The sequence below is a fragment of the Nocardioides sp. CCNWLW239 genome, from assembly GCF_037137035.1.
Classification (GTDB): Bacteria; Actinomycetota; Actinomycetes; order Propionibacteriales; family Nocardioidaceae; genus Nocardioides.
In genome coordinates, this window is sequence record NZ_JBBBNW010000003.1 from 863,613 (window position 1) to 875,536 (window position 11,924).

Consider the following 11,924-nt stretch of genomic DNA (forward strand, 5'->3'; position numbering starts at 1 on the left):
GCTCTAGGTTGCCGAGGTGCCTACGCCCCCGCGCTCGCTGTCCCAGGTGACCGTGTGTCTGCTCCTGCTGGGGGTGCTCGGCTTCGCCATGAGCGCGCAGTACGCGATCGGGATGCCGCCGCTGCTGAAGGCCGACGAGAAGCAGCACGCGGCGTACGCCATCGTCCTGTCCCAGGGTGTCCTGCCGACGATCGACACGAACACCCCGGCCGACCCGGTGCGCTATCCGCAGTTCGCCGAGGCGCTCTTCGGGCTCGACGAGCCGCGTCGCGACATCTGGGTGGCCAACCATCCGCCGCTCTTCTACGTGATGAGCCTGCCGCTGGTCTGGCTCGGTGACGCCGTCGGCAACGTCGGCGTCACGCTCCTCGGGATGCGGCTGCTCAACGCCCTCGGCTATGCCCTGAGCATCATCCTGGTCGGGCTGCTCGCCCGTGAGCTGGTGCCCAGGCGCCGGGTGGTCGCGGTGCTCGGCGCGGCGATGGTGCTCGGCTGCGGCGCGGTGACCTACGACGGCGGCGCGATCTACAACGACGGCTGGGGCACGGTCGCGGCTTCGACGACCCTGCTGCTCGGGTTCCGCATGGTGCGCGAGGGCGTCACGCGCGACCGGCTCGTCTGGGCGACGGTCGCCGGCGTCGCCGCGGCCGGCTTCCGCTCGACCGGTCTGGTGGCGGTGCTCGTGCTCGGTGGCTGTGTGCTGGCCGCGCTGTGGCTGCGCGACCCGACCATGCGTACGTTCCGCCGGGGTGTGTTCCTGGCGATCCGGATCGGACTGGCGCCGGTGATCGTGATCGGCTGGTTCTACGTACGCAACATCGTGCTCTACGGCGACCCGACCGCCTCCGCGGCGCTCTTCGAGAAGTTCTCCCGGCAGACCCACGGCGACACGCTCTTCCAACTCGTCAACCCACAGCTCTACCTGCACCTCTACGGCTCGCTGTGGGCCGATGACGTGATCCCGAAGATCTGGATCCTGGCCGCCGTGGCGACCCTGGCCGTCACCGTGACCGGCTTGGTGCTCGACGCCAACGCGAAGGCCCGGCCACGGCCGGCCGGGGTGATGCGCCGCGTCGTGATCCCCGGTCCGGAGCCGACGCTGCTGGAACGGCGCCTGGAGCTGGCGGTGCGCGCGCTGATGGGGATCTACTGCGTGATCATCATCGTCAACCTGGCCTCGTTCCACGCCGGTGGCGGCTGGATCCACGCCCGCTACGCGGTGCCGTTCCTGCCGGCGATCGCCGCGCTGACCTCGCTCGCGATCCTGCGCGTCGGGCGACGCTGGGTGACTTGCCCCGACACAGTGCCCGACGCTGTGCCTGACGCTGTGCCCGATGAGGAGCGGGTCGACCTGGTGATCGCCTTCTATGCCTGTGCCGGGTTCATCGTCTCGGCGCTGGTCGCCCATCTCCACATCCAGCAGCGGATCGACGGGCCGGCCGACGCTGCCTGGCTCGTCGCCCTGATCGCGGCCGACGTGGTGATGCTCGCCGTCGCCGCGTACGTCACCGCGCAGCTGCGCCGCCGGCTGCGACCGGAGACGTTCGACCCGGCCCCGTGTCCGGCGGAAGCCGCAGCGCCGGTCGGCACTCTGCTGACCAGTGGTCAGAAGAGGTCGTCGCGACGGTCCTTCTCGGGCTGAGTGGTCGGCGGGCCGAGGATCGGACCGCCGACCTCGGGGGTCGATTCGATCTCGGCCTGCGCAGCCTTCTTCGCCGCCTTCTTGGCGGCCTTCTTCTCGAGCCGGTTCACCTCGCGCTGCACGATCGCCTCGCGGCGTACGCCGGTGCCGACCAGGTTCACGACCAGGAAAAGCATCGGATAGATCGGCCACGGGTGCCCGTCGGGCGCGCTGGTGAACAGCCAGATGCCCCAGGTGATGAGGCTGACCATCAGGAAGGTGGCGATCGCCTCCTGGAGCTCTTTCCGGTAGGCAGCCGCGCCCTGCTCCCGGAAGCTGAGCGTCTGGTCCGGGTTGCTCTCCGTGCCGGCCGCAGCGGGATCGACGACCACGAGGTCGTCGACCAGCCCGGGCAGCTCGCCGAGCGTACGAGCCGCGAGCAGGGTGCTGACTCGCTCCTCGTGCTCCTCACGGGTCAGCCGGCCGTCGGCGAAGGCATCGGTGAGAACGGAGCGTACGACCTCGCGATCAGCATCGGAGGCGCGCATGCGTGCGTTGTCGGACCGTCTCGGGTCGAGACGGAATCGCGTCCAGAAACCCTCCACACCACCAGCCTAGACGCCAAGCCCGACGCCGTCTGTCGAAGGGACTGCATTAGAGTGACTGGCGCTGGCTACCTGCTAGTATAGAACACGTTCTAGTTTTGCTCAGCCTGGTTTCGAGGGAGGTGGCGGATGCGGATCGCTCTGCTGTCGTATCGCAGCAAGCCGCATGTCGGCGGTCAAGGCGTCTATATCCGCCATCTGAGTCGGGAGCTGGCCAAGCTCGGGCACACGGTCGAGGTCTTCTCCGGGCAGCCCTATCCCGATCTCGACCTCGAGGGGGAGGGGGTCACCCTCACCAAGGTGCCCAGCCTGGGCCTCTTCGAGGAGCCCAACCCGTTCGGCAACCCGAAGCTCTCCGAGATCCGCGACCGGATCGATCTCGAGGAGTGGGCGCGGATGCGCACCGGCGCGTTCCCCGAGCCGCTGACGTACGCCAAGCGCGTGCTCCGAGTGCTCAGGGAGCGCACGGACGACTTCGACATCGTCCACGACAACCAGACGCTGGCCACACCGCTGCTGCGGATCGAGCCCGAGCTCGGCCTGCCCGTGGTGACCACGATCCACCACCCCATCTCGTTCGACCGTCGCATCGAGCTGAAGAGCGCCCAGGGCTGGCGGAAGAAGTTCGGCGTGTGGCGCTGGTACTCGTTCGTCGCGATGCAGGCCAAGGTCGCCTCCCAGCTCCGGCGGGTGATCACGCCCTCGGACAACTCCAAGCGCGACATCCTCACCGACTTCGGCGTCCCCTCCGAGCGGGTGCAGACGGTGCATCTCGGTGTCCCCGAGGAGTTCGTGCCGCCGACCGAGCCGCGCATCCCCGGCCGGATCCTGGCCATGGCCAGCGCCGACGCCCCGCTGAAGGGCATCGCCTTCCTGCTCGAGGCCTTCGCCAAGCTACGCACCGAACGGGACCTGGAGCTCGTCCTCGTCTCCAAGCCCAAGAAGGACGGTCCCACCGAGCAGCTCATCGAGAAGCTCGCGATCAAGGACCACGTACGTTTCGTCAACGGCATCTCCGATGCCGAGCTCGTCGAGCTGATGGGCTCCGCGGAGATCGCCTGCGTGCCCTCGCTCTACGAGGGGTTCTCGCTGCCCACGGCCGAGCTGATGGCGTGCGGCACCCCGCTCGTCGTCTCCCGCGCCGGCGCGATCCCCGAGGTCGTCGGCCCCGACGATCTGTGCGCCGCCCAGGTCACCCCCGGGGACACCGAGGAGCTCGAGCAGGCCATCGCGGCGCTGCTCGACGATCCGGAGCGTCAGGCCCGCTACTCGACCGCCGGGCGTGCCCGGGTCGAGGAGCACTTCTCCTGGCACGCCGTCGCCGAGCGGATGGCGGCGATCTATCAGCAGTCCATCGACGAGTTTTGCTCAGACGAGAGGAAGTGAGCCGTGCTCACCGTTGACTTCGACCGCCTTGGCCTGAAGGCCGGAGAGCGTGTGCTCGACATGGGTGCCGGCGGTGGCCGGCACGCCTTCGAGATGTATCGCCGCGGCGCCGACGTGATCGCGTTCGACCAGGATGCCGAAGAGCTGGCCAAGGTCAGCGAATGGTTCTTCGCGATGCGCGACGAGGTCCCCGAGGGCGCGAACGCAGAGATCAAGGAGGGCGACGCGCTCTCGCTGCCGTTCGCCGACGGCGAGTTCGACCGGATCGTCGCGGCCGAGGTGCTCGAGCACATCCACCGCGACGTCGATGCGATCAAGGAGCTCGTCCGGGTGCTGCGCCCCGGTGGCACGCTCGCCATCTCGGTCCCGCGCTGGCTTCCCGAGGTCGTCAACTGGAAGCTCTCGGCGGACTACCACAACACCCCCGGCGGCCACATCCGCATCTACACCGACCACGAGCTCATCGACAAGGTCACCAAGGCCGGCCGTCCCAACGACGGCACCCCGGGCGACGCGATGATCTTCGAGGGCAAGTCCTACGCCCACGGCCTGCACGCCCCCTACTGGTGGCTGAAGTCGGCTGTCGGCGTCGACAACGACAAGAACCCGCTGGTCAAGGCCTACCACCAGATCCTGGTCTGGGAGATCATGAAGAACCCGCTGCCGCTGCGCCTCGCGGGCAAGGTCCTCGACCCGGTGATCGGCAAGAGCATGGTCCTCTACTTCCGCAAGCCGGGCCCCGTCGCCTCCGACCCCACCACGGCCGACTGATCGCCGGATGAGAGTCGAGATCCCGTACGTCGACGGGGTGCTGACCCCTGCCCAGGTCGTCGCCACGGCCGGGTCGATCGCCCGTGCCCAGGAGCCGTCGGGTGCGATCCCGTGGGTTCTCGGCCAGCACACCGACATCTGGAACCACGTCGAGGCGGCGATGGGCCTCTTGGTCGGCGGTCTGGTGGAGGAGGCAGAGGCTGCGTACGACTGGATCCCGTCGCTGCAGAACGCCGACGGCTCCTGGCCGATGAAGATCGTCGCCGGGGTCCCGGTGGAGACGGTCGGCGAGTCCAACATGTCGGCCTACTTCGCGGTCGGGCTCTGGCACCACTGGCTGATCCGGCGGGACCGGGCGTACGTGGAGCGGCTGTGGCCGTCGGTGCGTGCCGGGCTCGACTTCGTCGTCGGCCTGCAGCTGCCGTTCGGTGGGATCGCGTGGACGCCGCGGGACCCGTTCGCGCTGCTCACCGGCTCGTCCTCGATCTACCAGGCGCTGCGCGCCGGCGTCGCGCTGGCAGATCTGATGGACGACCCGCAGCCGGAGTGGGAGATCGTCGGTGGCCGCCTCGGCCATGCGCTGCGCCACCACCGTGACTCGTTCGAGGACAAGTCGCACCACTCGATGGACTGGTACTACCCGGTCCTCGGTGGCGCCGTCGTCGGCGACGCCGGCCTCGACCTGATCGAGTCCCGCTGGGACCACTTCGTACGTCCTGGGCTCGGCGCCCTGTGCGTCGACACCAACCCGTGGGTGACCGGTGCGGAGACGTGCGAGCTGGCGATGGCGCTCGACAACCTCGGCGACCACGACCGAGCCCTGGGACTGCTGCGGGAGATGCAGCACATGCGTGCCGACGACGGCGGCTACTGGACCGGCTGGGTCTACGAGTCGCCCGACTACCCCAACCCGAACCCCAACGCCTACTGGCCCGAGGAGCACTCCACCTTCACCGCGGCCGCCGTCATCCTGGCCGCGGACGCGCTGGGGGAGCGTTACGGCGGCTCCACCCCGGGCTCCGGGATCATGCGCGGCACGTCCCTCGCCGCTCCGTTCGAGGAGCTGGCGCTGGAGTGCGGGTGCGAGATGTCAGAGGCGTCGCAGCACGCGTAGCGACCCGACCGCGTCGATCTCCTCGAACTGCTTCGAGGCGAGCGCGGGGAGGTAGATCTCCTCGTAGGGTGGCCGGCCGCCGTCCTTCGGGTCGGGGAAGACGTCGTGGACCAGCAGCAGGCCGCCAGGCATCACCTTCGGGGCCCAGCCGCGGTAGTCCAGCTGCGCGGGCTCGACACCGTGGCCGCCGTCGATGAAGAGGAACGAGACCGGCGTGGTCCACCACCGGCTCACGGTCGAGGAGGCGCCGATCACCGCGACGACCTCGTCCTCGAGGCCGGCCTGCTCGATGGTGCGCCGGAAGGTCGGCAGCGTGTCCAGGCGCCCGGTGCGCTCGTCGACCAGGGTCGTGTCGTGGTGCTCCCACCCCGCCTGGTTCTCCTCGCTGCCGTGGTGGTGGTCGACGGTGAACACCGTGCCACCGGTCAGCTTGGCGGCGGCGCCCAGGTAGACCGACGACTTCCCGCAGTAGGTCCCGATCTCGACCGCCGGTCCGTGCGGCAGCTGCTCCACGGCGTACGCGAACAGCGCCAGGCCCTCCTCGGGCGGCATGAAACCGGTGGCATCGAGAGCGTGCTCGAGCAGATCCGCGGGCATCTCAGGCGTAGACACCCCGGAACCCTAGCCGAGAGGTCAGTTTCTGGCGCCGAGAGGTCAGTTTCTGGAGGCGAAGCGTCGATTTCTGGCGCCGAGACGTCGACAGGCCGGTTGGGATCCGAGGACGTACGTGGTCGAGAATCCGACAGGTGACGACCACCACCGACGCCAGACCGAGCTCGCGCGGGCACTCGGTGCTCGTGGTCCCGGTGCCTGAGCTGGAGGCGTACGTCGTCGATCGCACGCGCCACTACGACGACTCGTTCGTCTCGGCGGATCCGGGCTTCGTGCATGCCCACATCACCGTGCTGGCGCCCTTTCTGCCTCGTCCGACGAGCAGCGACCTGGAGCGGGTCGCCAAGATCGCGCAGGCAGCGGCGCCCTGGACCTATGGTCTCGCCGACGTCGAGATGTCGGCCGGCGGCAACCTCCACCTGGCCCCCGAACCGGCCGCACCGTTCGCCGCGCTCACGGCCGAGCTGTACGCCGCGTTCCCGCAGTGCCCTCCCTACGAGGGGCGTTTCGAACCGGTGCCGCATCTGACCGTCGACCACGTCGCCGGGGGAGCGGACCTCGAGTCGACGCGTACGTCGCTCGCCCCGTTCCTGCCCGCGCGATGTCGTGCCGACCGGATCAGCCTGCAGTGGTACGCCAACCACGACTGTCACGTGATCGCCGAGTGGCCTCTGGGCGGATGAGCCGGCGTCAAGGGGTCGGAGCGGACATCGCCTGCATCACGTAGCCGATGGCGACCAGCATCGTCAGGGTGCTGATGGCGATGCCGGCGACCGCGGCCCAGCGGCCGCGACGCTTGTCGTCGGCGGTGCGGGCCAGACCGATGATGCCGAGGACGAAACCGAGCGGGCTGCACATCAGCACGCTGGCGAGCAGCGACGCGACGGAGACGCCGTCGAGCGGCACGGAGTAGAGCGACCAGGCGTTGGTCGGCTTCTCCGCTCCCGGTGCGGCCTGCTGAGAGGTCGCCGACGGCGGGTGGGGAGCCTGGGGGTTGACGGCCTGAGGGTTGCTGGCATGCGCCCGAGGTGTCTCCGCCGCAGGAGAAGGCGCCGGTGCGACTGGCGGCTGCTGACGGGAGGAGAGCGCCGGGTTCGCGGCGCGGGCCTGCCGCGCGGCCTGCCGGTTGGCCTGTCGGGTGGCTTGACGTGTGGCCTGACGCAGCCGGTTCGCCGAGGGCCGCACGCGAGCGGGCGGCGGAGGCACCGAGCCCGGGGAGCTGCTGCCCGGCGGCGGCGTGGTCCAGGGGGAGGCGGTGCCCCACTCTGCCCGCCAGCGCCGGTCACGGCTGAGCGGAGGGGAACCCGGGGCCGAAGCGCCCGGGGCGTTTCTGGTCTCCGGCGGAGTGGCTTCGCGGCGGCGACGGGCGAGCTCCTCGTCGAGCGTCGCCCGCGCGACCGGGTCGAGCAGGACGTCGCGCGCCCGGTTGATGCGCATCATCAGCTCGCCGTCGGCGGCCCGGCCACCGCGGTCGGGGTGGAACTGCTTCGCGAGCTCACGATGGCGGGCGCGCACGGCCGCATCATCCGCGTCCGGACCGATCTCGAGCACGGCGTAGGCGTCGATGAACTTCCCGCTCATTCAACGCCCCCCCACGCACAGTCCTTCGGTTGTCGGCCTTGCTCGCGGGTCACCCACACCCGGTGCCCAAGAATCCCAGAGCAGTGAAATCCTAGAGCAGTCCCGGCGAGATGCTGGTTTCGCCACGAGAAATTGATCGAGGGCCGCCCGGTGGGCGGCCCTCGATGGTGGAGCGGACGACGAGGCTCGAACTCGCGACCTCAACCTTGGCAAGGTTGCGCTCTACCAACTGAGCTACGTCCGCTTGCGAGAAGAAACAGTAGCGGATGTGCCCCGCGCACCTCCAACTGGGGTCTGCGTGTCACGCACCTTCCTCAGCGACATCCGCCGAGGAGGTGTGTCGTTCGAGCTGTTCGACCAGCTGCTCGACCTGGGCCCGATGCGCAGCCTTCAGATCCTCGAGCCGTTCGCCGGCGTGGGCACGTTCGCGCTCGAGCTCGGCGCGGGTCGCGTCGCGATCCGCCTTCGCTGCGGCCTCGCTCCCGCGGAGGTCGGCCAGCTGGTCTCGCAGGGCGTCGATCTGCCGGCTGGCGGTGTCGAGCTGCGTACGCAGCCCGGCGTGCGTCGCCTCCGCGCCGGCTGCCGCCTTCTCGGCGGCCTTCTTCTCGGCGATCAGCTGCTCCTGCAGCCGGGCCATCGCCTTCTCGGCGTGGTCGGCGCGTGCGGTCTCGCTCCGCCGGCGCTGCACGGCGGCGGCGTGCTCCGTCCTCAGCCTCTCGAGGCTCTCAGCCTGGACGGCCTGGGCGGACGTCATCTCGGCGAGCCGCTTCTCGAGCGCGGCGATCGTCTCGGTGGCGGTCTGGGCAGAGGCCGCGGCGTCTGCCTCCGCCTTCTCCAACGCCGCCTGGGCGGTCTGACGCGACTCCTCGGCCGCGGCGGTGGCCGACAGCGCCTCCCTCAGGATCTCGGCTGAACGCTCGGCCTCCTCCGACGCCTCCGCCGCTGCGGCGTCTGCCTCGTCCCGCTCGGCCTCGGCCGCACGCTGAGCCTGCTCGGCCCGGACGGCGCGAGCGCCGGCGGCGGCGATCTGCTCCTGCGCTTCGCTCTGCACGGTGGCGATCTGGGCCTCGGCCGCGGTCAGGTCGCCGAGCGTACGCAGCTCCTCCAGCGCTTTCGGGAGCTGGTCGAGAAACCTGTCGGCGAGCTGGGTCAGCTGGGTGGTGATCTCCGCGGCCCGCTGCTGGGCGGCCTGGACCGGTCGCGCGGTCTCCTCAGGCGCCCGTGTCTCGACGAGCCGCTGCAGACGTTTCCGTTCGCGCCAGGCGGCGGCTCGGTTGTGGGCGGGGTCGTCGCAGTACTCCGGCGGCCGTCCGCTGCCGCTCTCCGATGCCGCCGCGGGCAGCGGACAGCCGGGGAATCGGCAGGGCTTCTCGTCGACAGCCTGTGTTTCGATCATAACGTCAGCCTAGCGTGACGAAAGACGTAACGAATACTTAATCAGTTCCGGAATGAGATGCGAAGCAGACACACAACATAACCGGCATTATGATGTGGGATCGTGAGCGCCATCGAGTACCGCCCGCCGACCCCCACCACCGACCTCTCGGTGACGGAATCCGTCCGGGAGCTGTTCCTCGAGAACCTGCGGGACCTGCCCCAGGAGAAGAGGGCCGAAGCGCTCGCCCGGAGGTTCCTGCTCTCGTACGCAGGACACACCCGCGCCGCCTACGGGCGCGATCTCGCCGACTGGTTCGCCTGGTGCCAGGCCCTGGAGACCGATCCGCTCGCGGCCAACCGGGCGATGGTCGACGGCTATGCCCGCCACCTGGAGACACGGCGCAGCCCGGCGACGGTCGCCCGCCGGCTCTCCGCGATCGCCGGCTTCTACCGCTACGGTGTGGCGGAGGACGTCCTGAGCGCCTCGCCGGCCGAGCACATCAAACGCCCGAAGACCAGCAACGACTCCCAGACGCTGGGCATGGACAGGGGAGAGGCGCGCGCCTTCCTCGCTGCCGCGCGAGAGCACTCCAGCCGCGCGGCCGCGCTGGTGGCGCTCCTGCTCCACGACGGCCTCCGTATCTCCGAGGCGCTGGGTGCCGACGTGACCGACCTCGGCCACTCCCGAGGCCACCGCATCCTGACGATCACCCGCAAGGGCGGCGCCCGGCGAGATGTCGTGCTCAACCCGGCGACCGCGCAAGCCCTCGACAGGTATCTCGACGCCCGAGCCGACGGCCCGGTCTTCGTCACCAGCACCGGCAACCGCTGGCACCGCTCCGAGGCCTTCCGCCTGATCCGGAAACTCGGCGCCTCGGCAGGCATCGAGCACGGCGACAAGCTGTCCCCGCACAGCCTGCGCCACACCTTCGTGACCCTGGCCCGCGAGGCCGGCGTACCTCTCGAGGACGTCCAGGACGCCGCCGGCCACGCCGACCCACGCACCACCCGCCGCTACGACCGGGGCCGTCACAACCTCGACCGCCACCCCGCCTACGCCCTCGGCGCCTTCCTCGCCGACTGACCCCTCGCCGAGAGGTCAGTTATTGACCGCGAGACGTCAGAAGTACTGACCTCTCGAGGTCGAGAATCGACTCCTCGGCGTCGATAAGTGACGCCTCGGCGGGGTTGGTCAACCTCTCTCCAACCTCGGTTCTGGGACGGTAGGGTCTTGCCGCGCGTCACGTGACGAAGGAGATCCGGTTATGAGCCAGGAACTGACCAGCGACTACGTGGTGGTGGGGGCCGGATCCGCGGGGGCCGTGCTTGCGGCGCGACTCAGCGAGGACCCGACGGTCCAGGTGACCCTGCTCGAGGCCGGGCCGCGCGACAAGAGCATGAACATCCACATCCCGGCGGCGTTCTCCAAGCTCTTCCAGACCGAGCACGACTGGGACTACACGACCGAGCCCCAACCGGAGCTCGGCGGTCGGCGGATCTACTGGCCACGCGGCCGGATGCTCGGCGGCAGCTCCTCGATGAACGCGATGATGTGGGTCAAGGGACTGCCGGCCGACTACGACGAGTGGGGCGCGGCCGCCGGACCCGAGTGGGGCTGGGACACGGTCAAGAAGACCTATGCACAGCTCGAGGACGTCGAGGACGCCACCGCCCTGGACGGCACCGGTGGCCCGATTCGCGTCGAGCGGCAGCGCAGCCCGCGCCCCTGCACCGAAGCCTTCCTGCAGGCCGCCGAGCAGGCCGGATATCCGCGCGGGCGGGCCAACGGCCCCAACCCCGAGGCGTACGTCGAGACCATGGTCACGCAACGTCGCGGCGCCCGGTGGAGCACGGCCGCGGCCTACCTCAAGCCTGCCGCCAAGCGCGCCAACCTGACCGTGGTCACCGGTGCCCAGGTGTCCCGGGTGACCTTCGACGGCCGGCGTGCGACCGGGGTCGAAGCGGTCGTCGACGACCAGCGTACGAGGATCACCGCCCGACGCGAGGTGATCCTCTCCGGCGGCGCGATCAACACCCCGCAGCTGCTGATGCTCTCCGGGATCGGGCCGGGTGCCCACCTGAGAGACCTCGGCATCGAGGTCCTCCAGGATGCGAAGGAGGTGGGGGAGAACCTCAGCGACCACCTCGTCGCCGGCATCGGCTGGGAGGTCGAGCAGGGCTCGCTCGCGACCGCTGAGTCGATCCGTTCCCTGATCGACTACCTGCTGCGCAAGCGCGGGATGCTCACCTCCAACATCGGCGAGGCGTACGGCTTCCTGCGCTCTCGCCCCGACCTCGACGCGCCGGACATCGAGATGATCTTCGCGCCGGTCGGCTTCTTCGACGAGGGCCTGGTGCCGTTCGCGGGCGAGGCCGTCGTCGCCGGTCCGATCCTGGTCGACCCGGCCAGCCGCGGCCGGATCACGCTCGCCTCCGCAGACCCGGCGGCGAAGGCGATCATCGACCCGCGCTACCTCACCGACCCCGACGGCAAGGACCGGGCGGCGATGGTCGAGGGGGTCCGGGTCGCGCTGGAGATCGCCTCACAGCCCGCGCTCAAGCCCGTTCTCGGCAGGTTCCTGCGCCCCGACGTCCCGGCGGACGCCCCCGCCGCCGAGGTTGCCGATGCGCTCCTGGAACGTCACGCGCACACCCTCTACCACCCCACCGGCACCTGCCGGATGGGCACGGACGAGTCCAGCGTGGTCGACCCGGAGCTGCGCGTACGCGGCGTCGAAGGCCTCCGCGTCGCCGACGCCTCGGTGATGCCCAGGATCGTGCGCGGCCACACCAACGCACCCTCGATCCTGATCGGTGAGCGCGCCGCCGACCTCATCCGTGGCGCCTGACTCAGCCG

At 70.0% G+C, this 11,924-nt stretch carries 11 protein-coding genes and 1 tRNA gene; 7 read left to right on the forward strand and 5 right to left on the reverse strand.

Features of this window, described 5'->3' with window-relative positions; translation table 11 throughout:
- Positions 1 to 16: 16 nt before the first annotated feature.
- The gene (locus WBG06_RS15935; protein WP_336737843.1) at positions 17 to 1,642 is read left to right on the forward strand and encodes an ArnT family glycosyltransferase; all 1,626 of its coding nucleotides are present in this window, start codon (positions 17 to 19) and stop codon (positions 1,640 to 1,642) included.
- Here WBG06_RS15935 and WBG06_RS15940 read toward each other — a convergent pair.
- On the reverse strand, positions 1,606 to 2,169 hold the full coding sequence (locus WBG06_RS15940; protein WP_336737844.1) for a DUF1707 SHOCT-like domain-containing protein: 564 nt from the start codon (positions 2,167 to 2,169) through the stop codon (positions 1,606 to 1,608). The two genes, WBG06_RS15935 and WBG06_RS15940, sit on opposite strands and share 37 nt — an antisense overlap.
- A gap of 186 nt (positions 2,170 to 2,355) precedes the next feature.
- Here WBG06_RS15940 and WBG06_RS15945 point away from each other — a divergent pair, with 186 nt between their 5' ends.
- From WBG06_RS15945 to WBG06_RS15955, 3 genes are read left to right on the forward strand one after another with little or no spacing between them, the layout of a single operon-like run.
- The gene (locus WBG06_RS15945; RefSeq protein ID WP_336737845.1) at positions 2,356 to 3,612 is read left to right on the forward strand and encodes a glycosyltransferase family 4 protein; all 1,257 of its coding nucleotides are present in this window, start codon (positions 2,356 to 2,358) and stop codon (positions 3,610 to 3,612) included.
- Between the two features lie 3 nt (positions 3,613 to 3,615).
- Entirely contained in the window at positions 3,616 to 4,383 is a 768-nt protein-coding gene (locus WBG06_RS15950) for a class I SAM-dependent methyltransferase (RefSeq protein WP_336737846.1), read from the forward strand.
- A gap of 7 nt (positions 4,384 to 4,390) precedes the next feature.
- The gene (locus WBG06_RS15955; RefSeq protein WP_336737847.1) at positions 4,391 to 5,497 is read left to right on the forward strand and encodes a prenyltransferase; all 1,107 of its coding nucleotides are present in this window, start codon (positions 4,391 to 4,393) and stop codon (positions 5,495 to 5,497) included.
- Here WBG06_RS15955 and WBG06_RS15960 read toward each other — a convergent pair.
- On the reverse strand, positions 5,474 to 6,109 hold the full coding sequence (locus WBG06_RS15960) for a class I SAM-dependent methyltransferase (RefSeq protein ID WP_336737848.1): 636 nt from the start codon (positions 6,107 to 6,109) through the stop codon (positions 5,474 to 5,476). The two genes, WBG06_RS15955 and WBG06_RS15960, sit on opposite strands and share 24 nt — an antisense overlap.
- 134 nt (positions 6,110 to 6,243) lie before the next feature.
- Here WBG06_RS15960 and WBG06_RS15965 point away from each other — a divergent pair, with 134 nt between their 5' ends.
- On the forward strand, positions 6,244 to 6,792 hold the full coding sequence (locus tag WBG06_RS15965; protein ID WP_336737849.1) for a 2'-5' RNA ligase family protein: 549 nt from the start codon (positions 6,244 to 6,246) through the stop codon (positions 6,790 to 6,792).
- Positions 6,793 to 6,799: 7 nt separating this feature from the next.
- On the opposite strand, the gene WBG06_RS15970 is transcribed toward WBG06_RS15965, so the two are convergent.
- From WBG06_RS15970 to WBG06_RS15980, 3 genes are all read right to left on the reverse strand, one after another.
- The gene (locus WBG06_RS15970; RefSeq protein ID WP_336737850.1) at positions 6,800 to 7,690 is read right to left on the reverse strand and encodes a DnaJ domain-containing protein; all 891 of its coding nucleotides are present in this window, start codon (positions 7,688 to 7,690) and stop codon (positions 6,800 to 6,802) included.
- Positions 7,691 to 7,858: 168 nt separating this feature from the next.
- Positions 7,859 to 7,934 (reverse strand) — tRNA-Gly (locus tag WBG06_RS15975).
- A 57-nt stretch (positions 7,935 to 7,991) separates the two neighbouring features.
- Entirely contained in the window at positions 7,992 to 9,086 is a 1,095-nt protein-coding gene (locus WBG06_RS15980; RefSeq protein WP_336737851.1) for a hypothetical protein, read from the reverse strand.
- Positions 9,087 to 9,188: 102 nt separating this feature from the next.
- Here WBG06_RS15980 and WBG06_RS15985 point away from each other — a divergent pair, with 102 nt between their 5' ends.
- The gene (locus WBG06_RS15985) at positions 9,189 to 10,151 is read left to right on the forward strand and encodes a tyrosine-type recombinase/integrase (RefSeq protein ID WP_336737852.1); all 963 of its coding nucleotides are present in this window, start codon (positions 9,189 to 9,191) and stop codon (positions 10,149 to 10,151) included.
- Positions 10,152 to 10,332: 181 nt separating this feature from the next.
- Complete coding sequence (locus WBG06_RS15990; RefSeq protein ID WP_336737854.1) at positions 10,333 to 11,916, forward strand: GMC family oxidoreductase; 1,584 nt, start codon at positions 10,333 to 10,335, stop codon at positions 11,914 to 11,916.
- The last annotated feature ends 8 nt before the right edge of the window (positions 11,917 to 11,924 follow it).